Genomic DNA, 21489 nt, shown 5'->3' with positions numbered 1-21489 from the left:
CCATGCTGTTCTCAAATCCTTCTCTTGCTCCGGCAGAGTGTCAGTTCCTGCTGATGCGACCAGCCCTCTAAACCTCGGTCGGGATCCCTGGAATCTCGCTGCTGTTGGTGACGGGGAGTGTCATCATCTGTCCCAGGCGTGAAACGGTGAGCTCCGCCGCCGGAATGGGCTCCGAGACTTGTCCGCCGCTGAACACCATCACCCGGTTGCTATACTCCAGGATCTCGTCCAAATCTGCAGAGGCAAAAAGAATAGCCGTACCCGCTTGGGTGCGTTCCAGCAATTGCCCCCAGACCCACAGCGCCGACTCAATGTCCAACCCTCGCGTTGGGTGCTCCATCAGCAAAAGACTCAGGGGTGTGGGCAAGAGAGCCAACTGGCTGCGCTGCTGGTTGCCCCCCGAGAGTTGCTCCACCCGGCTGTAGGGGTGACCGCGAATGCTGAAGTGTTCAATGGCCGCTTGGGCCTGTTGACGGGCCAGAGCCCAGTTGATCCAGGGATCCTGCTGCTGGAGGGCAAAATGCTCCTGCAAGGTTAAGCCGGGGATCAGCCCTTCCCGCAGCCGATCCGCCGGAGAAAACCCCACCCCACAGCGCAGATAGTCGCCGTAAGGACGGCCTGTCATCTCCTGCCCCCCCAACAGAATCCGGCCACGCCTGGGCGGCAACAACCCTGCACAGGTGAGCAGGAAAGAGCGTTGCCCACTGCCTTCCAAACCAGCCAACCCAATCACTTCCCCCGGCTGCACCGCCAGATCTGGCAAAGCCAAGGCAAACGGCTCATGCCGCACCACCAGGGAGCGCAACTCCAACAGGGGATCCGCTCTCCTTTGCGGAGAATGGGGCCGAGCTGGGGGTGTCAACTCCCGCCCGAACATCCAATCGATCAACCGCTGTTCCAGCAGGGCAATGTCCTCACCTCTAACAGGCAGCTCCCCCACCACCTCCCCCTGCCGCATCACCGTCACCCGATCGCAAAGGCACTCCACATCGGCCAGCTTGTGGGAGACGAAGATCACCGATTTGCCCTGCTCCGCCAACCTTCTCAGAGCCGCGAACAGAAGATCTTTTTGCGCTGCAGAAATGCCCGTCGTTGGCTCATCCAAAATCAAGGTGTTGATCCCCAGGGAAAGCAACCGCAGCATTTCCAGTTGTTGCCGTTCCCCCACCGTCAAACTGCCGATGGCTCCATCGGGGTTGAGATTGAAACCAAACTCTTCACAGGCTTTCTCGAGACGTCTTCGGCTTTCCCGCAGCCCCAAGCCCAAGCGCCCTCGTTGCCCGGCAATAAAGTTTTCTAGTACCGTCAGAGAAGGAAAATCCAAGGGATCCTGGTGCAACATGCCAATGCCCAGGCGAATGGCTGCTGCAGGGCTGTCGATGCGAACCGGTTGCCCATCGATCCAAATCTCCCCCTGATCGCAGCGCAGAAAGCCGCTCAGGATCTTGACCAAGGTACTTTTGCCGGCCCCATTCTCCCCAAGCAGGCCGTGGATTGTGCCCGCCTCCACCCGCAAGGACACATCGCGGTTCGCCTGTACCGCCCCAAAACTCTTGTGGATGTGCAGCAGCTCGACCTTCATTCTGCTCATAGTAACCTGCCTCCCCAGAAAATCCCCAAGAATACAGTTGCTGAGGTTGCAAGTGCTGGTGCTACGATAGCGACAGCTCGCCGTTAGGCGTTGGCTGCGGACGAGTTCAGCATCGATCTGTGGTTCGCCCTGCCCCTCTTCTCCGCCCTTCCCCCCTGCCACCCATCTCGGATAGCAACCGCCTCAAAATCTTCTCAGGCAGCGCTAACCCGGCTCTGGCTCAAGAGGTGGCGCGTTACTTGGGCATGGATCTGGGCCCGATGTTGCGCAAGCGCTTTGCCGATGGCGAGCTGTACATCCAAATTCAGGAGTCGATTCGGGGTGCCGATGTCTACTTGGTGCAGCCCACCTGCCGCCCCGTCAACGACCACCTAATGGAACTGCTGGTCATTATTGACGCCTGTCGCCGTGCCTCTGCCCGGCAGATCACCGCTGTCTTGCCCTACTACGGCTACGCTCGTGCCGACCGCAAAACGGCAGGCCGAGAAGCGATCACCGCCAAGCTGGTGGCCAACATGATTACCCAGGCGGGAGCTCACCGTGTGCTGGCTATGGATCTGCACTCGGCCCAGATTCAAGGCTACTTCGACATTCCCCTCGACCACGTCTACGCCCAGCCGGTATTACAGGCTTACCTCAAGGAAAAGGGCTTGCTCGACGAAGACATTGTGGTCGTCTCTCCCGATGTGGGGGGTGTGGCCCGTGCCCGTGCCTTTGCCAAAAAACTCAAGGAAGCCCCTCTGGCAATCATTGACAAGCGCCGCCAAGCCCACAACGATGTGGAAGTCATGAATCTGATTGGGGATGTGCGGGGGAAAACTGCCATCCTTGTGGATGACATGATCGATACCGCAGGCACCATCTCGGAAGGGGCAAAATTGCTGCGCAAGCTGGGAGCCAAAGCGGTTTATGCCTGCGCCATTCATCCTGTTTTTTCTGAGCCGGCCATTCAACGCCTGCGGGGTGGTCTATTTGAAGAGGTGATCGTCACCAACACCATCCCTATCCCTCCAGAGCAGCACTTTCCCGAATTAACCGTTCTCTCGGTAGCCAATGTGCTGGGGGAAGCGATCTGGCGCATCCATGAAGATAGCTCCGTCAGCAGCATGTTTCACTAAAGTTTCTCCAGAGTATCGCTAAAGTATAGTGGGTGCAGGGTGGGCGCGCCTGCTCCTTTTCCCTGTGGAGATCAGCCCAACCAGGCACCCCCGATCTGTCGTGATGGACTGGGTTGAGCCAGCTCCTCGGCCAGGTTTTCCCATGTCACCTCCCATTTCTCGCTCGCCAAGATCCGTTGTGCACGGTTTTGCTCCCCCGCAGGCTGCTCCCAGGGAAGGGCAGTCCCTTCAAACCGAACTGGGTACAGCGCTGTACCCGCTGTTGCAATTGTTGGGTCAACTGTTGAAAGTACCTTTGGTCTATCTAGAACTGGCCCAGCCGGGATCGGATCCCCACTCGCCTTCAAAAGGGATCCTCTACCGGGATCCGCAAGGGATCCCAGCCGGAGAACCTTTCAACCCCGATGTCGGCTCTGAGCAATGGCCTTTTCATGAATCCTTCCTCTTGCAGACTGAGCAGGGGATCCGGTTGGCCGATCTGCACCTGCTTGACTGCCATCCTCGCCAACTGAGTTCCTTTGAACGGGAACAGATTGACCTCGTTGCCCTCAGCCTGAAGCACATTCTTCTCCAAGCCCAGGAGCATCGGCAAACCCTCGAGCAGCTCCAATCCCAACTGCAGGACAGCCGCAGCACTGCTGCCCGCTACCAGCAGATCTTCGAGAACGCCGTCGAAGGCATTTTTCAAACCACCCTAGAGGGCAAATATCTGGTTGCCAACCCGGCCTTGGCCCATATTTTCGGCTACGAATCCCCTGAGGATTTGATGCACAACGTCTCCGATATTGGCACCCAAATCTATAGCGATCCGGAGCAACGAGCCGAATTCATCCAGCGCATGCTGAGAGAAGGTCAAGTTGTGAATTTTGAACACCAAGTCTGCTGCAAAGATGGCAGGCTAATTTGGATTTCTTTAAATGCCCGTACCATCTACAACGACCAAGGGGATCCCCTCTATTTTGAAGGATTTGTTACCGACATCACAGCATCCCGTCAACTGAAAGAACGACAACAACAATTGGAAGAGGCCCGCCGAGAGAGCGAGCATCGTTTTCTGCAACTGGCAGAGAATACGCAGCAACTGTTTTGGATCACAACACTCTACAGCAAAGAGCTGATCTACGTCAGCCCAGCCTGTGAAGCCATTTGGGGCCTTTCCGCCGAAGAGGCCTACGCCAACCCCCAAGCCTGGATCCGCCAGATCCACCCCGACGACCGCTGGTTGTTCCCCACCATCCTCAAAGCCCAATCGGAGGGCAAATCCACCGATGTTGTCTTCCGCATTTATCACACTGATGGCCGCCTGATTTGGCTGCGAGAACGCACCTTTCCCATCGCCGACAAAGAGGGCAAAATCTATCGGGTGGCAGGGATCGTCGAAGACATCACTGAGTCCAAGCAACTGGAAGCCGAACGGCGTCGTATAGAGCAAGCCTGGCAACAAAGCGCCAACCATTTTCGGCAGATTTTTGAGCTGGCCCCCAATGGAATTGCCCTTGTGGACTTGCAGGGGCGATTTATCCAGGTCAACGATGCCTTTGCCCAGATTGTCGGCTACACCCCCGAAGAATTGAAACATCGGCAACAACTGGACATTCTCCACCCCGAAGATGTCAACCCACTGCTGGGGACCAATGAGGCTTTGTTGGCGGGGAAGGTCTCCGTCAGCCAGCGCCAGATTCGCTACACCCATCGTTCCGGTCAGGTTGTTCATGTGCTGTTTCAGGCCACCCTGCTCACCGACGAGGAAGGACAGCCCACCCAGTTTCTCAACCAGGTGATCGACATCAGCGCCCGCGTGGAGGCAGAAATTGCCCTCAAAGAAAGTGAAGAACGCTTCCGCCAATCCTTTGAATGGGCCCCCATTGCCAAGGCCATGACCCACGTGGATGGCACCTATTTGCAAATCAACGCCGCTTTTACCGAAACCCTGGGCTACACCCTGGAGGATCTCAAAGGGAAAACCGTCCTCGACATCACCCATCCCGACGACATCGCCACCACTCTGGAAAACAGCAACCGCCTGCTGGCCGGCCAGGTGCATCAGTGCGAACAGGAACAACGCTACATCCACAAGAACGGCCAAATAGTCTATGCCATTCTTCGCATCACCCTGGTGCGCACGGCCCAAGGGGATCCCAGCTACTTTCTAAGCCAGATTTTGGACATTACCGAGCGCAAGCAAGCCGAGGCAGCCCTTCGCCAAAGTGAGCTGAGTTTACGGGGCATCTTCCAGCAGTCAGCCCTGGGCATTTCCATCGTCGATCATCGGGGCCATTACCTAAAAGTGAACCCCGCTCTGGAAGAGATCTTGGGCTATAGCGCTGCCGAACTGACCCACATGAGCTTCTGCGACCTCACCCATCCCGAGGACATTCAGGAAGATTGGCAACTCTTCCAGGAGGTTTTGAACGGCCAACGGGATCGCTACCACCTGGAAAAACGCTACATCCACCGCAGCGGAAAGGTGGTTTGGTGCCGCCTGGCAGTCTCTGCAGTCCGGGATCCCGAGGGCAAAAACCTCTTCATCATCGGCATTTGCGAAGACATTACCGAAGAAAAACGGGCAAAGCTGCAGATCCAAGCTGCCCTTCAGGAAAAAGAAGTCCTGCTGCGGGAGATTCACCACCGCGTCAAAAACAACCTGCAAATCATCTCCAGCCTGCTGCGGCTCCAAGCTGACCAAATCAAAAGCCGCAAGTACGCCCGCGTTTTTAAGGATGCCGGCAGCCGTATTCAAGCCATGTCTTTGATCCACGAAGGTTTGTACCAATCCAACAATCTGGCCGCTGTGGATCTCAAGCAGTACCTACACAATTTGATCTCCAACCTCTTTCACTCTTACGGGGTAAACCCCGAGAGCATTCGCGCCAACATCCGCGCCGAAGGGATCCGCCTCAACCTGGACGATGCGGTCTTGTGTGGCCTGATCATCAACGAGTTGGTGACCAACAGCCTCAAGTATGCCTTCCCGAAGGGCCGCAGCGGGGAGATAGAGATTCATTTCAGCCGAACCCGCAAATATACTCAGTTGCGAGTCTCCGACAATGGCGTTGGCTTGCCCCCGAACTTTGACTTCAAGGAAACTCAATCTCTGGGTTTACAACTGGTTGCAACCCTCACCGATCAGCTACAGGGCAAGATACAATTGAGAAGCAAACCGGGTACCACCTTCATCATTACCTTTCCGAGGAGCGAGCCTTGAAGAGAGTTCCACCCCTTGTCAAAGGCAGTATTCTGGTCGTCGAGGACGAGAAGATCATCGCCAAGGACATTGCCAACGTTCTGAAAAAATTTGGCTACGCTGTGCCCGCCATTGCTTCTTCCGGGGAAGAAGCAATCCGAAGGCTGGAAGAGATGCCGGTGGACTTGGTCTTGATGGATATCGTCCTAAAAGGCGATATCGATGGTATAGAAGCCGCCAAGCGGATCACCGAGCGCTTCAACATTCCGGTGGTGCATCTGACGGCCTACGCCGACGAAGACACCCTCTCCCGCGTCAAGGAGACCCGGCCCTTCGGCTACATCATCAAGCCTTTCAAAGAGCGGGAACTCTACACCACCATTGAAATTGCCCTGCACAACCACCGCCAGAGCCTCGAGAACCGCAAGCTGGAAGAGAAAAGAATCGAGGAGCTGCGGCAAAAACTGCAGCAGTTGCAGCAGTTCTCGGAGGTGAAGGGCACTCTGTTCAAGAAATTCTTGCAGGATCTGAGCGAGCCCCTCTCGAACCTCAGCTTTGCCTTGGGTCTGCTCAAGGATGCCGAGTCGGAGCAGAAGCGGGAGCACTATCTGCAGGTGCTGGAGGATGAGTTTCGCCGTGAGCTGGAGCTGATCCACCAGACCTCTAACCTGGAAAATCTTTTAAACCTGGAAAATGTTGGCCTGTTGAGCCAGTTCAGCCTGCTGCGTCCCCAGGAGCCCAGCCGTAGTCACCGGTTGGAGGAGGAAGCGCCCACCCCTGCAGCCACGGCCCCCCAAGAGTCGGCAGGCTCTGCCCCCGCACCCAGCCCCACCGCCGTTACGGCGCCACGGGCACCGCTGCGCCCCCTCAACCAGACTCAGTTGGCGGAACGGTTGGGGGTGGTGGTTTCCGCCATTACCTACTGGAAATTCAAAACCGGGTTTCCGGAGTGGAGCCGCAGCCGGGATCCCGACGGCATTTCTTGGCGCTATTCCCCCGATTCCAAGCGCTTTTCACCCGTGCCCTAGCTAGCGTTGCAGCACTTCCACCCGCACAGGCGCCAGCCCTGAGCGCACCATCCCCAACACCTCTGCCGCCCGCAGGGAGAGGTCGATGATCCGACCGGGGATAAAAGGGCCGCGATCGTTGATGCGCACGACAGCCTGGCGTCCGTTTTTCAGGTTGGTCACCCGTACCTCGGTGCCAAAGGGCAGGGTGGGGTGGGCAGCCGTCATCTCATGGCGGGTTGGGTGCAGGTCATACCAAGAAGCAATGCCCTCTTGCACAGGCCCAACCACGCGGACAGGGGCGGGTTCCTGTTGAGGGGCTGTTTTCGGCTTGGAACCTGCAACAGCGGCTTTGGCGGTCAGAGCAGCCGGTTGAGGCAGGGCCGGAGCTGAAATGGGCGGGGCATCGAGCAGCAGACGGCGGAGACGGTTGGCGGCCAAAACAGCCACATCCACCGGGCGCTGGTTGTCGATCAACAGCACTCCATCGTCGATGCGCAGCAATTCCTTGTTGTTGACCTGAATGGTGTAGAGAGGAACACCCAAGCCTTGTTCGGCCAATTCCAAACCTGCCCAACCTAGGGTGATGGTGGTGTCTTTCAGGGATCCCTGGGCCATTTGGTTGAGCTGGGCCACAAGGGCGCTGGCCCGCATGAGCGGTGGCTCCAGCCCAGGGTGCTCGACAAAACTGACAATGGGCAGATCCCGCACATAGACAGTAACCACCTGTTGCCCGTCCATCTGATAGTCGTAGAGGGTGGAGATGGGCTGGCTGGTTTGCTGCCGTTGCTCGCCGATCTTGAGAATGGGATCCTCTTCCAGGCGGTGCGGGATTGCCTGGCGAGTTCGGTTCAAAGAAGGATCCAAGTTCAGGGTACCCAGTTTGGCAGGGGCAAGACCTTTGTGGTCGGAGATAGAGGTTTGGGGAATTCTCGGCAGCGTTCTGACTGGGGCTGCGGCAGCAGGGAGGGGTTGGGAAGGGGTGGCCGGGGGGGGCAATTTGGATGCAGGTGACAGCTCTGCTGCTCGGGTGTTGGGGGATCCGGTTCGCGTCGAGGCTTGTGCTCGCGAAGTCAAGCCGCCCAACATGCCTACCGGCAAGCCCAAAGCCGTGACACAGAGACAGCTGACCAAGCCCATTTTGCGGGCGGGATCCAGTCCCTGTCCAAGCTGTTTCCAATTTCGCATGAGGCCGCGCTCCTCTCCAATCCTGTACAACTTCCAAGGCGACGGTTAAAACAGAAGTTAATGTACCATAGGTTTCTGAGTTGACCCGTTTGTACGGTCGGACACAGGAGCTCAAGTCTTGACAGCATAAGGGGTTTCGGCATCTTGGACTACCGCTCAGCAGGGGTTGACATCGATCTGGGCCAGGCCTTTGTCAGGGGGATCCGCGAGCGCGTTGAACGGATTCAAGTTCCGTCTTCAGGTTCTTCAGAAACCTTGGGTGGCATCGGCGGCTTTGCCGGCCTGTTTGAGCTGCCGACAGGGTATCAAGCGCCGGTGTTGGTGGCGGGCACCGATGGGGTGGGGACAAAGCTGGACATTGCCCAGCAGTGGGGTCAGCACCAGGGGGTGGGCGTCGATCTGGTGGCGATGTGTGCCAACGATGTGCTGACGGTGGGGGCCCGGCCGCTGTTTTTCTTGGACTATGTGGCCACCGGCAAGCTGGAGCCGGAAGCCCTGTGGCAGGTGATCGATGGCATCTTGGCAGGCTGCCAGGAAGCGGGCTGCCAACTGCTGGGCGGGGAAACGGCGGAGATGCCGGGGTTTTATCCCCCTGGGAAGTACGACCTGGCCGGGTTTTGTGTGGGAATTGTGGAGAAGGCGGCCATTCTGGATGGGTCGCGGGTACAGCTTGGGGATCGGTTGTTGGCTTTGCCCAGCAGCGGCCTACACAGCAACGGCTACAGCTTGGTGCGGCGGATTGTGGCCGACCGGGGTTGGCGCTGGGATCACCGGCCTCCCGGCTGGGATCGGCCTTTGGCGGAAGTATTCCTCACCCCCACCCGCATCTACGTGCAGGCGGTGCAGCGGCTGCAGGCAGCAGGGATCGCCATCCACGGCATGGCCCACATCACTGGCGGCGGGATCCCGGAAAACTTGCCCCGCTGTTTGGCCCCCAACCAGGCGGCGCGGCTGCAGCCCCATAGCTGGCCCATCCCACAGGAGTTTCTCTGGCTCCAAGAACAGGGCCAGGTGGAGACCTTGGAGATGTTCCGCACCTTCAACCTGGGGGTGGGCTATGTGCTGGTGATCCCCCCTGAGGCGGAAAATCAGGTGAGATCCCTGCTCCCCGAAGCCTTCCCCATTGGGGAGGTGGTGGCAGCCAATCCAGGGGAGAGCCGCGTTCTGGGACTGGAACAGTGGGGATCCCTCACAAGCCCTGCCGACTAGCCAACCGATGGATCCCCACCAAAAGGGGGAAAGGGATCCCAGTTCCCTCGACTCATCCTCGCCGTCGCTATGCTAAGTTGGCATGTGGCCTCAGCACGGTTGCCCGTGTTCTTGCCCGAGCCTGTAATCTCTTCCTAGCATTCGTCTTTACTTGGAATATGGGCAACTCAGCCTTAGCCTGCACAGACTTGGGCCGTTTGCCAACCACCGCTGACCTTCTAGGTTAGGAGTTGCTGATGACAGGTTTACCCACTGCTCGTGCAACCGCGGGTGCCATCGAAGTTGAGCATCTGAGCAAAACCTACGGCAGCTTCACTGCCATCCGCGATGTTTCCTTCCAGGTGAACGCCGGCGAGATCATGGGTTTTTTGGGGCCGAATGGGGCTGGCAAGACCACTTCCATGCGCATTTTGGCGGGGTATCTGCCTGCCAGCGAGGGGACGGCGCGGGTGGCCGGGTTTGATGTTCACGAAAACTCGATGGCGGTGCGGCAGCGCATTGGCTATCTGCCGGAAAACCCACCCCTCTACCCCGACATGACGGTGGAGGCGTACCTGCACTTTGTGGCCCAGATCAAGCGGGTCAGCGCTGGCGATCGGCCCAGGCGGGTGGACGAGGCGATCCGGCGGTGCAGCCTGGAAGAAAAGCGCCACACCCTCATCCGCAAGCTCTCCAAGGGGTTTAAGCAGCGGGTGGGCATCGCCCAAGCTCTGGTTCACGACCCGCCGGTGATCATCCTGGATGAGCCCACCATTGGGCTGGATCCCAAGCAGATTATCGAGGTGCGCAAGCTCATCAAGAGCCTGGCGGGGGAGCACACCATCATCCTCTCCACCCACATCCTGCCCGAGGTGAGCATGACCTGCGACCGAGTGGTGATCATCAACCGCGGCCAGGTGGCGGCCATTGGCACGCCTGCCGAGCTGACAGCCCAGCTCCAGGATCGGCAGCAGGCAAAGCTGGTGGTGGGGGCAACCGAGGCAATGGCCATCCGGACGGCCCTGCAGCCTTTGCCCCAAGTGGAGGTGGTGAGCCTACAGCCCTTGGCGGCGGATCCCTCCCGCTGGCAGGTGCAGCTCAAGAGCAACGCTGCCGCGGACGGCTGGATCCCGGAGGTGGCCAGGGTGCTGGTGCAGGCAGGGATCGACCTCTACGAGATAGGCCGCCCGCAGGCTTCTTTGGAAGAGATTTTCCTGCAGCTCACTACGCAAGAGGGATCTGAGGGCGCATTGGAGGAAGCGGCATGAACGGAGTGGTTGCCATTTTTCGCAAAGAGCTGCGCGGCTACTTCACCTCCCCCATTGCCTATGTGGTGGCCGCGGTGTTTTGGGGACTGGCGGGGTTTTTCTTCTTTAATATTCTGGTGCGGGTGATCAGCTTTTCTCAGCAGGTGGATCTTTTCGCCCAGTTCGGCCAGGAGAACAATTTCGACGCGGCCACCATCCTGTCACAGCAGTTTCTCAACCTCTTGGGCACCCTCTCCTTATTTCTATTGCCCATCTTCACCATGAGCTCCTATGCCGAGGAGCGGCGGCGAGGCACGATGGAGCTGCTGGCTACTTCTCCCATCACCAACTTGGAGGTGGCCCTGGGCAAATGGTTGGCGGTCTGGGTGTTTTTCATCACGCTGCTGCTGCCGCCGCTGGTCTACCATGTGCTGGTGCTGAGCAGCGCCAACCCGGCAGTGGACTACCGCCTGACCTTGATGGGCTATGTGGGCCTAACCCTGCTGGCGGGCAGTGTCATGGCCTTGGGGTTGTTTATCTCGTCTCTAACAGACAGCACGCTCATCGCAGCAGTGGCAACCTTTGGCTTGATTTTGTTGCTCTGGGTGATCGACGCGGCAGCCGGCCAGGAGGAGAACTGGATTGCTGCAACGCTGCGGCATGTGTCTTTGCTGCAGCAATATAGCAACTGGGTGCAAGGGATCCTCAGCAGCAGCAGCCTCATTCTTTTCTTGAGCATCATCGTCCTGGGGCTGTTTGCCACGGTGCAATCGGTGGAAAGCCTGCGCTGGCAACAGAGCTAGGGTCAGATGGGAGGAGTGTGGTGTTTGCGGCAGCGGTGCGGAGCATTATGAAGGACTGGCGCGCGTTAAAGGACTGGACAGGGATCCTGGGCATCGGCGTCATCGCCATTGGCCTGGTGGTGGGATCCGCCTTTACCGGTTGGACGGCTGTGCCCCTGAGCATGCTGGCAACAGGTTTGGCCCTGCTGGTGGCTTGGGGCATCACCCACCGGCAGGAGGTGGGGGTCTTCCTCGGTTTGCGTTCCACCCAGACCAACGCCAACATCCTGGTGGCGGCGGCGGCGATGGCCGTCATTCTGGTGCTGGTGAATGTGGTGGCGGTGCGCTACGACCTGCGGCTGGATCTCACCGAGGAGGGTCTGTTTACCCTCTCGCCCCAAACCCGGCAATTGGTGCAGGGATTGGCGCAGCCGGTCAAAGTTTGGGTGGCAACCACGGCGCCGGATCCCAACTTGCGGGAACAACTGGAGCGCTATCGCCGCCTCAACCCCAACCGCTTCCAGTTTGAGTTTGTGGATCCCAACCGGGATCCCCTGACCATTCAGCGGCTGCAGGTGACCCAGAACAACACCCTGGTGGTGGAGGCCGGAGAAAGCCGGCAACAACTGCCTCAGCCCCCTGCCCCTGATCTGGAGAGCAAGCTGACCCCCGTCCTGTCCAAAGTGGTCAACCGAGGGGAGTTGCTGGCCTATTTCGTGCAAGGGCACGGGGAAGTGGGGCTGGAAGCGAGGGAAGGTACTCCAACTCTGGCCCAGGCGGCGGCAGCCCTGGGTCAGGAAGGCTATCGGGTAGAGCCCCTCAACTTGGTGCAATCGGGGATCCCAGAAGAGGCGGATGTCCTGGTGCTGGCGGGGCCACAGCGGGCTTTGTTCCCCGGCGAGGTGGAGAAACTGCAGGATTATCTGGCGAAAGGCGGACGGCTGCTGTTGCTGATCGGGCCGCGGGTGGAGGCTGGCCTGGATCCCTTGCTGGAAGAGTGGGGCGTGGTCTTGGGGGATGACATCCTCATTGAGGTGAGCAGCGTCAGCCAACTGTTGGGGACAGGGCCGGCGGTTGCCCTGGTTACTACCTACGGGGATCACCCCATCACCGCCCCCTTGGCGGCCCAGCGGCTAATGACCCTGTTCCCCCTGGCCCGCTCTGTGGAAACCGAAGCCCGCGAAGGGATCCAAGCCACGCCCTTGCTGCGCACCGGCCCGCAAAGCTGGGGGGAGACCAGTCCTGACCTGGAAAGTGGCCCCCTGCAGTTCGATCCGGAGCAGGACAAGCCTGGCCCCCTTACCCTGGGCGTTGCTTTAACCCGCCGTCTGGACACCGACCCAGAACAGGGCTCGGGATCCCGGCAGGAGGCCCGCCTGGTGGTGATCGGCAATGTCAACTTTGCCCTCAACGGCAACTTGCGGCAGCAGGGCAACCGGGATCTCTTCTTGAACACCCTCAACTGGCTGACTGAGCAAACGGAGCAGATCTCCATCCGCCCCAAATCCATCACGGATCGCCGTCTCACCCTGACCGGTCAAAACTTCCGCTGGCTGGTGCTGGGATCAACGGTCCTTTTGCCCTTGGCGGCCCTGGGTTCCGGAGCTGCCCTGTGGTGGCAAAGACGGTAGAGCTGGAGGAAAGCAGGCATGTTCAAGCGAACCACCTGGATTCTCCTGGGTTTGGCGGTGGCCTGTTTGCTGGGCTACTTCCTCTTGGACAACATCCGGCAACTGCGTCAGGAGCAACAGGCGGAGCGAGCGCGGCTGTTCCACTTTGCCACCGACACCATCGCCCGCATTGAAATCCGCCAACAGAAAGAGGGGGAACCCGTTCGCGGCAGCGGTGCGGAGTACTTGGAAATCCTTTTGGAGCGCAATCCAGAAGAAGAGGGATCCCGCTGGCGGATTGTCAGTCCCATTCAGTCAGCGGCGCTGGACTTCCCCATTGAGCAGTTGCTCAACACCTTCTCCCGCCTCACTCCCCAAATCACCCTAGAGGGGGCCACCGACCTAGCCGCTTTTGGCCTGGATCAGCCGCGACACCAAATTGCCCTTTTCCCCAAAGAAGGGGATTCCTACCGCCTAGCCATCGGCAACAACAACTTCGACGGCTCTGGCTTCTACGCCCAGCCCGAAGGGGGACAGGTGGTGCTTCTAAGCAGTGCCCAGAAGGGATCCCTGTTGCCCTCTCTCTTGGCTTTGCGGGACAAGACTTTGCTTCAGTTTGATACAGCCGAGGTGAAAGCCCTGCAAGTGCAGTTGGCAGAGGCGGAGCCGGAAGTTGTTCGCCTGCAGCGGCAAGACGATACTTGGCAGATTGTCGAGCCCCGCGAGCTGCCTGCCGATGAGATCAACGTCAACCGCTTGCTCAATACTCTGGCCCGCCTGCAGGCCGTGGAGTTCCCCGCCGAGACCAAAGACGAGCTCGCCCCCTATGGCCTGGAGCAGCCTTCCGCCCGGCTGACGGTAGAGCTGGAGGAGGGCAAAACCCTGAAGGTCGCTTTGGGATCGGAGAAAGATGGCCAGGTGTACGTCATCACCTCTGAGCACCCGGCAGTGGCCACCCTGCTCACCAGCACCGCCGATATTCTCCGCTCTGACTTGGAAGAGCTGCGGGATCACCGCATTGCCCGCCTCAACGCCAACCAAGTGGGCCAAGTCACCTTAGAATCCCAAGGGGAAAAGGTCACCCTCACCCCTCGGCCTTCAGAGAAGGGATCCTTGGAGCTGCGCTGGGAAAACCCGGAGCAACCGGGCCAGCCTGTGGATCTCAGCTCTCTGTTCTCCAGCCTGAATGCTGCCCGCGCCAAGGAGTTTGTGGAACAGGCCGACGCGGAAGCCCAAAGGGTGTTGTCTGAGCCCGACCTACGGCTGACCTTTGAGCCCAAGCCTGACGCCGAGCAGGATCCCTTGGCCCTGAGCTTGGCCTCCTCTGGCTTGCGGGCCTATGTGCAAAGCAGCCGCCAGCCGGACATTGCCGTGATCGAGCTGAGCACCTTCAACAGCCTGGAAACCGAAATGAATCGCCTCTTGGAAGGCCAGCCGGAGAGCAAGGACTCCGCCCCACTCACGCAACCGCCTTCCACCCCCTCGCCCCCGAGTTCCTAGAGCCTTAGCCAGCAGAGGTAGCTGTCTTCTCCTCCGCGGTTTGGGTTGCTTTTTTCAGGGCTTCCCCTTGTATCGTCAGCACCGAGCAGGGGGCGCGGTGCAGCACGTAGTTGCTGACGCTGCCCAGAAACAGCTCGCTCAGGCCGGAGTGGCCGCGGCGGCCCACCACCACCAAGTCCGCATCCCAAGAGCGGGCCAGATCGCAGATGACCCGACCGGGGTTGCCGTAGTTGAGGCTGTACTCAGCACGGATCCCGTGCTCAGCCGCTTTCTCCACCAGCGAGCGCAGGTAGTCGATCTGGTTTTGCTCGAAGATGGCGCATTGCTCCCGGTAGGACTGCCACAGCTCGGCGCTGATGGCGGAGCTATAGTCCACCCCCAGGATCATCGGCGGCTCTGGGGCGCCCGGCTCTTCCTGAGACAGAACATGGAGAATCATCATCTGGGCCTGCATGGCCTTGGCCACTTGGACGGCCTTTTGAAATACTCCCTGGCTCAGCTCCGACCGATCCAATGCCACCAAAATCCTGCTGAACATATCGGCTTCCTCCAGATGGCTGACAGCGGGGCACAAGGCAGAAGCAGCGTGACTTCGGGGTTGACCTCTGACCCCTTTTCCCTCGACTCCAAGCTCCCCTCTGCTCTGCCCCACCTATCTGTGTTGTAGAAGATTTGGGCGAGAAAACCCGAGATATCTTGAACGAACTAGGCAGATTGGCAACGAAAGTTCAGAGATCTTGACACCGGTCAGAAGGCATCGCCTTGGGCTGCCCACTCCAACACCGCCTGCAGCGCCTCGGCCTGCTCTTGCCAGACTTGATCGAGGGGAGTGCCCCGCAGGATTTCCAGCGTTAGGGTTGGGATCCGCCGTTCCTGCCCTGCCCAAGTGCCCAGAGAACCAGGGGTAGGGTAGCCAATGTCGGCGGTAATGGGCAAGCCGTTGCAAGCGGCCATCACCTGGGCCAGCTCAAGGGCAGGGCCGTTGTAGTTCACACAGGGGTGTGCCTGACAGGAGTGGGCAGAAAGGATAAATTGGGGCCGCATCTGGGCCAAGCCCCCCAACAACGCCTGCGTCTCGGGCTCGGAGCCTGGGGCTGCTCCGGGCGGATAGCGAGCTTCCAAAGAGGCCGGGATCCAATCTTGGGTGGGCAGATTGCGGTTGAGATCCACACCGTTGGCATTGAGACGTTGCCCCAGGGCACAGCCATCCGGGTTCAAGCGAGGGATCGCCCACAAGGTCGCCTTCCCGGCCAAGGATCCCCATCTCCCCGAGGCCACATAGCGCTCGATCAGAGTGTATCCTTCCACCTCGTCCCCGTGTACTCCGCCGATCAGCAGCAAGGAGCGGCTCCCTTGGGTGAGCTGCCAAAGGTGAATGGGACGCCCCTGCACCGAGTAGCCGATGACCCGCAGGGATCCCAAAGGTTCGCCAAGTTTTTGAGACATGGGGGATCCCGGCAAGTTTCGCAACCGTTAGAACGGGAGATCGTCCGGCTCCGGTGGGGAAACCACATCCCCCTCAGAGGATTCCACAATCGCCGGTTCGCCCATCCCCGTCAGAGAGAGGACGCGAGCGGATCCCAGTTGATGGACACGGCGCGCGGTGATCTCGGCCAGCTTTTCCTTGCGCCCATCTCGCTCCACCACATTCATGTGCAGTTGGCCTTCCACTGTGATTTGGTCGCCCACATGGCAGGTGTCCACCACCCTTTTGGCCAGTTCTCCAAAAGAGGAAACGCGCACGCGATAGGGCGGCTCATCCGGGCGCAAGCTGGGAAAGCCAATCACCAAGGACGCAACAGCTAAGTTATCAGGGGTGTAGCGCAGCTCTGGCTCAGACAGAACCTCGCCCATCAACACAATCGAGTTCATAACGGAGCCATCCAGGGATAAGGGGCAGCTCAGGGCACTTCCATCATGCCCGCAGGCCAGGATGCCGTCAAACCTAGCCGACGCGGAGAGTCATGTGGCGCAGCACACTCTCGTTGATGCGCAGGTTTTTCTCCCAGGCAGCCACCGCACTGGGTTCGGCTTCGTAGTTGAACTGGATGTACAGACCTTCCTTAAACTTTTTCATCTCAAACCCGGCAAAGCGGCGCTTGCCCCTATTGGTAATCTCCACGTGGGTTACTCCGTTCTCTCGCAGGATTGCCTCCTGACTGCTGAGCAGTTGTTCGAGGGGTTCATCTGACAGATCAGGACGCACAATCAGCATCGTTTCGTAAGCGCGGGGCATGGAAGCAAGTTCTCCTTAGAATCCAGTGGTAGAGACGCAGTGGACTATACTAGCTTTTCTTTCCCACAACCGAAAAGGCTGCCGCCCAATTCCCATACCCTGGCCGCAGCAGCCAATGCAGGTGAGGCTGCTCACAAGAGGGGATCCATTGTCCGATACAATAGGGATTGCTTCATTGGCCGCTGGTTGGCCCGGCCAAGACACGCTGAATCGAGAGTTGGGATTCCAAGCATGAGCGCAGACGAAGTTTACAGCCGTGTTCGTAAGATCGTGTCCGATCAACTGGGCGTGGAAGATGACAAAGTGACCCCAGAAGCCAATTTCCAGAACGACCTGGGGGCCGACAGCCTTGATACGGTGGAGCTGGTCATGGCTTTTGAAGAGGAATTCGACCTGGAGATCCCCGATGAAGATGCAGAAAGGATCGCCACCGTGCAAGACGCTGTCAACTACATCCTCTCGAAGAAAGCTGCCTAATCTGCCTCCATACCCCTGGGCTAACACCGGACGATGGCTACTCTGGATCCCGCCACTGCTCTCAGGCCAACCCGCCGCGTTGTGATTACGGGGCTGGGCGCGGTCACCCCCATCGGCAACTCTCCTGCCGAGTTTTGGCAGAGCCTGCTGGCAGGGCGCTCCGGCATTGGGCCGATTACCCATTTCGATGCCTCCCGCCACGACTGCCGTATTGCCGGAGAGGTGAAGGGATTTGATCCCCTCGACTATTTGGATCGCAAGGATGTCAAGCGCACCGACCGCTTTGTGCATCTGGCGATGGCGGCCACCCGGCAAGCCTTGGAGGACGCTGACTTTCGCATCACCGATCTCAACGCCGAGCAAGTGGGGGTGATCTTGGGCACCGGCATCGGCGGCATCCGCGTCTTGGAAGAGCAGCAGACCATCTATCTGCAGAAAGGGCCGGATCGCTGTAGCCCCTTCATGGTGCCCATGATGATCGCCAATATGGCTGCGGGTCACCTGGCCATTCATTTTGGCGCCAAAGGCCCCAATTCCTGCACAGTTACGGCCTGTGCCTCTGGCTCCAACGCCATTGGCGATGCCTTTCGGCTCATCCAGAGGGGAGAGGTGCAAGCGGCGATTACAGGTGGCACGGAAGCGGCGGTCACCCCTTTGTCCATGGCGGGGTTCAGTGCCATGAAGGCCCTTTCCACCCGCAACGACACCCCGGAGCAAGCCTGTAGGCCCTTTGATCGGGATCGGGATGGCTTTGTCATGGGGGAAGGAGCAGGGATCCTGGTGCTGGAGGAGTTGGAGCACGCCCGCGCCCGCGGGGCCAAGATCTATGCGGAGATAGTCGGCTATGGCCTCACCTGCGATGCCCACCACATGACCAACCCTGCCCCCGGCGGCGAGGGAGCGGCCCGGGCGATGCGGCTGGCCCTCAAGGATGCCGGGCTTCAGCCTGGGGATGTGCAACACATCAATGCCCATGCCACCAGCACCCCTGTAGGGGATATCGCCGAGGTCCAGGCCATCAAGTCGGTCTTTGGCGAGCATGCCCCCCGTTTGGCCATCAGCGCCACCAAGTCCATGACCGGCCACCTGTTGGGGGGAGCGGGCGGCATTGCCACGGTGGCCACAGCTTTGGCCATCCACCACGGCTGGGTTCCTCCCACCCTCAACTTGGACAACCCCGATCCCGAGTGCGAAGGGCTGGATTTTGTCCCCCACAAGGGGCGGCAGATGGCTGTTGAGGCCGCTTTGGTGAATGCCTTTGGGTTTGGTGGGCACAACGTCACGCTGGCCTTGCGCCGCTACTCTCCCGCTTGAAGGGCTTGGCCTATGTCTTCTCCCGAAAGTTCACTGCCCTCAGTTCGCCAACAGGCCTTGGCCGCTTTGACAGCGGAGCTGGCGCAGCAGGGTCACCCGCCCGAATATGCTCAGCACATGGCGGCGGCGGTTATTTTTCAAGCGGACTTGGATCTGTGTGCAGCCCAACTGGCGCGGGTGCTCAGTTGGCTGAAGCAAAACCATCCTCAGCTCTATCCAGAGGCAGTGCAATTGGTGGACACCACTCGGGAAGAGTTCGAGCGTCGCGTCCAAAATGGATAGACAAGCCATCTGCTTTGATGCAGTTGGGTTGCGGTCGTTAGCAGAGGGTGATGTCCCCCCTATGGGACTGCAAGGGGTGATCTTGAGCTGGAGTGGAGTGGTGGCCGATGACGAGAACTTGCACCTACAGGCCATCAACCAACTGCTGGTGGAAGAGAACCTGCGCCCCTGGAACCTCTGCTGGCCTCAGTCGGGATCCCCTGGGCAGCGGGAGCTCTATCGGCTGCAATACCTGGGCCGACCGGATCGAGAGCGCCTGCCGGCTCTGTGGGGGGAGCAGGGGCGGGTGCTCAACCCCAAGCAGCTGGAAGAGCTGCTGAAACGCAAGGCCCTATACTACCGACAGGCTTTGCAGGGGCAGAGGGAATTGCCTCTCATTCCCGGTTTGGCGGAAACTTTGGAGACGCTGGAGCGGCTGCAACTGAAGGTCGGCCTGCTGTGCGGCCAATCGGCAGCCGAGGTGACCGCTTTTCTGGAGCGTTTCCAGTCCTGTTGCCCGGCCCTGACGCGGTTGACCGATGTGGGCTCCTACCGAGTGACGGGGGATGATGCAGGCCCAATGCTTTCCCCAGGACACTTGCACCGCCTGCTTTTGCAGCGGATGGAATTGCCTGCCCAGGCGTGTTTGAGCATTGAAGCCACCTACTCCGGCATTCAGGCAGCCCGTTCGGCAGGGATCCCGGTGCTGGCTCTGGCCACCTTCTTTCCTCTGCACATGCTGCAGCGGCGGGCCAATTGGGCGGTGGACGGCTACCACCAGGTGGAATGGGAGCGCATCCAGAATTGGTTTGCCGGCGGCCAAGACCGTCCTTCGACCCCAGTTGAAGCAGAAGCGGAGGCCGGTTCCTTCAAGGGATCCCAGGGAGGTCAGCCCCAGCCCTAGGGCAGGATCAGCATGCCATCCCCAAAGGAATAGAAGCGATACCCCTGGTCGACGGCCTCTCGGTAGAGATCCAGCAGCCTTTGCCGCCCGATCAGCGCAGCCACCAGCATCATCAGGCTGGAGCGGGGCAGATGAAAATTGGTGACCAGTCCTTGAATCACCCGCCAGGAGTAGCCGGGGTAGATGAATAGATCGCTTTTCCCCTGCCAAGGCTGCAAGGTGCCAGAGGCTGCCGCGGTTTCCAAAGAGCGCACCACAGTCGTTCCCACCGCGATCACCCGCCCCCCTCGGGCTTGGGCTTTTTGGATGGCTGCCACCGTTTCTGCCGGCACCTTGAGCCACTCGCTGTGGAGACGATGCTCGGTTACCCGCTCCGCTTCCACCGGTCGGAAGGTACCCAGGCCGATGTTCAGGGTGATGTAGGCCGTTTGGATCCCTTTTTGGGCCAGCCGCTCCAGCAGCTCCTGGGTAAAATGCAGCCCTGCCGTGGGAGCAGCCACCGATCCGGGGTGTTTTGCCCAGAGGGTTTGGTAGTCTTGAGGGCGAACCTGTCCGGAAGCCTTGATGTAGGGAGGAAGCGGGATCCGGCCCACCTGCTCTAGGATTTCCTCAAAAGGCTGTGCCCCCTCCCACTCAAACTGCACCACTCGCCCGCCGGTTTCCAGATCCAAAGCCAGAACGGTGGCTCTCAGCCCAGAGGGGGATCCCTCCTTGCTCCAAAAACCAATCCGATCCCCCACCTTCACCCGTTTGCCCGGGCTGACCAAAACCCGCCAGTTCCACGCCTGATCCGGCAGAGGTTGGGCGGCGGCAGGGATCCCTTCCAGACAAGGCTCCAGCAGCAACACTTCGACCCGTGCCCCGGAGGGTTCCTTGGCCCCGAACAGGCGGGCCGGGATCACCTTGGTATCGTTGAGAACCAGCAGATCCCCTTCCTGCAGGTAGTCAGGCAGATGGCAGAAGCGGCGATGCTCGTGCCTATCCGGGTACACCACCAGCATCCGCGCCTGATCCCTGGGCTCCACCGGCGTTTGCGCAATCCGATCTGGAGGGAGGGTGTAGTCGTAGGAAGCTGTGAGCAGATCCGGATTGGGCTCCCTATCGCCCAAAGGCTCAGCCTTACCGGGGGGAGCGGCAGCAGGCGAAAAAGAGTCAGGCATGGAGATGAATCAAGATGGGGTTCTACGTGGATCCAGCATAGCCAACCGGATCCCGCCAACCCTCTCCCTTTTGAGGGAAGCGGCTAAACCTTGGCCACCACCACCTGCTGCGGCTGATCCTGATACTTGCCAGCGCGGTCGGCGTAGGTCACTTGGCAGGGATCCCCTTCCAGAAAAAGAAGCTGGACCACCCCTTCGTTGGCGTACACACGGCAGTCGGCGCTAGAGGCGTTGGAAAACTCCAGGGTGAGATAACCCCGCCATCCCGCCTCAGCGGGCGTCAGGTTGGCAATCAGGCCCACCCTGGCATAGGAAGATTTGCCAATGCAGATCACGGTAATGTTATCCGGAACTTGCAGCCGTTCCAAGGACACCCCCAACCCATAGGAATGGGCCGGGATGATAAAGTAATCCCCCATCTCGTCGTGGTGCAGCTCCACCGCTTCCAGATTCTTGGGGTTAAACCGTTTGGGATCCACCACTGTGCCGGGCACATGGCGGAAGATCTTGAACTCCACCGGCGACAAGCGGATGTCGTAGCCGTAGGAAGACAGCCCGTAACTCAAAACGGGCCGAGATTCAACAGCGCGCACCAGCTCAGGGCAGAACGGCTCGATCATCCCTCGCCGCGCTTGCTCACAGATCCAGCGGTCGTTTTTCAACATGGCTACAGCCGGCTTCCTGGAGAGTGAGGGCACATCTGGTGGACAAGCTCCAGTCTT

Annotated in this window: 20 protein-coding genes; 12 read left to right on the top strand and 8 right to left on the bottom strand. The window is 59.6% G+C overall.

All coding sequences use genetic code 11. The annotated features are described in order from the left end of the window. Window positions 1–67: 67 nt before the first annotated feature. Window positions 68–1591, bottom strand: a complete 1524-nt coding sequence (locus ACVWZG_RS07775) for an ABC transporter ATP-binding protein (RefSeq protein ID WP_457405848.1) — start codon at window positions 1589–1591, stop codon at window positions 68–70. A 119-nt stretch (window positions 1592–1710) separates the two neighbouring features. On the opposite strand from ACVWZG_RS07775, the gene ACVWZG_RS07770 reads away from it, so the two are divergent. The 3 genes from ACVWZG_RS07770 to ACVWZG_RS07760 all read left to right on the top strand — a co-directional run bounded on the left by ACVWZG_RS07770 (window position 1711) and on the right by ACVWZG_RS07760 (window position 6921). Then, entirely contained in the window at window positions 1711–2709 is a 999-nt protein-coding gene (locus ACVWZG_RS07770) for a ribose-phosphate pyrophosphokinase (RefSeq protein ID WP_011433256.1), read from the top strand. Between the two features lie 142 nt (window positions 2710–2851). After that, window positions 2852–5914 carry a PAS domain S-box protein gene (locus ACVWZG_RS07765; protein ID WP_457405846.1) on the top strand — a complete coding sequence of 1021 codons (3063 nt, stop codon included), beginning with the start codon at window positions 2852–2854 and terminating at the stop codon, window positions 5912–5914. Next, window positions 5911–6921: a response regulator gene (locus ACVWZG_RS07760; RefSeq protein ID WP_457405844.1), complete on the top strand. Its 1011-nt coding sequence runs from the start codon at window positions 5911–5913 to the stop codon at window positions 6919–6921. Before ACVWZG_RS07765 ends, ACVWZG_RS07760 begins: the two co-directional genes overlap by 4 nt. Here ACVWZG_RS07760 and ACVWZG_RS07755 read toward each other — a convergent pair whose 3' ends face one another. Next, a complete protein-coding gene (locus tag ACVWZG_RS07755) occupies window positions 6922–8088 on the bottom strand; it encodes a septal ring lytic transglycosylase RlpA family protein (protein ID WP_457405842.1) in 1167 nt (388 codons plus the stop codon). Window positions 8089–8232: 144 nt separating this feature from the next. Between ACVWZG_RS07755 and purM the strand changes: the two genes are divergently transcribed. The 5 genes from purM (at window position 8233) to ACVWZG_RS07730 (ending at window position 14415) form a co-directional block, all read left to right on the top strand. Further along, on the top strand, window positions 8233–9297 hold the full coding sequence (gene purM, locus ACVWZG_RS07750) for a phosphoribosylformylglycinamidine cyclo-ligase (protein ID WP_414413174.1): 1065 nt from the start codon (window positions 8233–8235) through the stop codon (window positions 9295–9297). A gap of 236 nt (window positions 9298–9533) precedes the next feature. Beyond that, window positions 9534–10544 carry an ABC transporter ATP-binding protein gene (locus ACVWZG_RS07745; RefSeq protein WP_414343290.1) on the top strand — a complete coding sequence of 337 codons (1011 nt, stop codon included), beginning with the start codon at window positions 9534–9536 and terminating at the stop codon, window positions 10542–10544. Further along, window positions 10541–11326, top strand: coding sequence for an ABC transporter permease (locus tag ACVWZG_RS07740; protein ID WP_011433262.1), 786 nt, complete (start codon window positions 10541–10543; stop codon window positions 11324–11326). The genes ACVWZG_RS07745 and ACVWZG_RS07740 overlap by 4 nt, the downstream gene beginning before the upstream one ends. Window positions 11327–11373: 47 nt before the next feature. After that, a complete protein-coding gene (locus tag ACVWZG_RS07735) occupies window positions 11374–12936 on the top strand; it encodes a GldG family protein (protein WP_457405839.1) in 1563 nt (520 codons plus the stop codon). An 18-nt stretch (window positions 12937–12954) separates the two neighbouring features. Then, window positions 12955–14415 (top strand): DUF4340 domain-containing protein, encoded by a 1461-nt coding sequence (locus ACVWZG_RS07730; protein ID WP_457405837.1) that lies wholly within the window; start codon window positions 12955–12957, stop codon window positions 14413–14415. Between the two features lie 4 nt (window positions 14416–14419). On the opposite strand, the gene ACVWZG_RS07725 is transcribed toward ACVWZG_RS07730, so the two are convergent. The 4 genes from ACVWZG_RS07725 to rpsF form a co-directional block, all read right to left on the bottom strand. Further along, window positions 14420–14953, bottom strand: a complete 534-nt coding sequence (locus ACVWZG_RS07725) for a universal stress protein (RefSeq protein ID WP_457405836.1) — start codon at window positions 14951–14953, stop codon at window positions 14420–14422. Window positions 14954–15162: 209 nt separating this feature from the next. Then, entirely contained in the window at window positions 15163–15861 is a 699-nt protein-coding gene (locus tag ACVWZG_RS07720; protein ID WP_457405834.1) for a M14 family zinc carboxypeptidase, read from the bottom strand. 27 nt (window positions 15862–15888) lie between these two features. Then, window positions 15889–16287 (bottom strand): single-stranded DNA-binding protein, encoded by a 399-nt coding sequence (locus ACVWZG_RS07715; RefSeq protein WP_414332102.1) that lies wholly within the window; start codon window positions 16285–16287, stop codon window positions 15889–15891. Window positions 16288–16360: 73 nt separating this feature from the next. Next, complete coding sequence (gene rpsF, locus ACVWZG_RS07710; RefSeq protein WP_414419165.1) at window positions 16361–16651, bottom strand: 30S ribosomal protein S6; 291 nt, start codon at window positions 16649–16651, stop codon at window positions 16361–16363. Between the two features lie 231 nt (window positions 16652–16882). On the opposite strand from rpsF, the gene ACVWZG_RS07705 reads away from it, so the two are divergent. The 4 genes from ACVWZG_RS07705 (at window position 16883) to ACVWZG_RS07690 (ending at window position 19607) form a co-directional block, all read left to right on the top strand. Continuing rightward, window positions 16883–17128, top strand: a complete 246-nt coding sequence (locus ACVWZG_RS07705) for an acyl carrier protein (protein ID WP_414343279.1) — start codon at window positions 16883–16885, stop codon at window positions 17126–17128. A gap of 33 nt (window positions 17129–17161) precedes the next feature. Beyond that, a complete protein-coding gene (gene fabF / locus ACVWZG_RS07700) occupies window positions 17162–18442 on the top strand; it encodes a beta-ketoacyl-ACP synthase II (protein ID WP_457405832.1) in 1281 nt (426 codons plus the stop codon). Between the two features lie 12 nt (window positions 18443–18454). Then, the gene (locus ACVWZG_RS07695; RefSeq protein ID WP_414350639.1) at window positions 18455–18724 is read left to right on the top strand and encodes a hypothetical protein; all 270 of its coding nucleotides are present in this window, start codon (window positions 18455–18457) and stop codon (window positions 18722–18724) included. Between the two features lie 61 nt (window positions 18725–18785). Then, window positions 18786–19607 carry an HAD family hydrolase gene (locus tag ACVWZG_RS07690; RefSeq protein ID WP_457405828.1) on the top strand — a complete coding sequence of 274 codons (822 nt, stop codon included), beginning with the start codon at window positions 18786–18788 and terminating at the stop codon, window positions 19605–19607. Here ACVWZG_RS07690 and queA read toward each other — a convergent pair. Both queA and dcd read right to left on the bottom strand, forming a co-directional pair. Then, the gene (gene queA / locus ACVWZG_RS07685; protein WP_457405826.1) at window positions 19604–20767 is read right to left on the bottom strand and encodes a tRNA preQ1(34) S-adenosylmethionine ribosyltransferase-isomerase QueA; all 1164 of its coding nucleotides are present in this window, start codon (window positions 20765–20767) and stop codon (window positions 19604–19606) included. The two genes, ACVWZG_RS07690 and queA, sit on opposite strands and share 4 nt — an antisense overlap. An 83-nt stretch (window positions 20768–20850) precedes the next feature. Then, entirely contained in the window at window positions 20851–21432 is a 582-nt protein-coding gene (gene dcd / locus ACVWZG_RS07680; RefSeq protein ID WP_011433274.1) for a dCTP deaminase, read from the bottom strand. Between the last annotated feature and the right edge of the window lie 57 nt (window positions 21433–21489).

It is taken from the genome of Thermostichus sp. OS-CIW-33, from assembly GCF_054059615.1.
The sequence above is the reverse complement of the archived record's forward strand: the minus strand, read 5'-3'. Positions and strand labels throughout refer to the sequence as shown.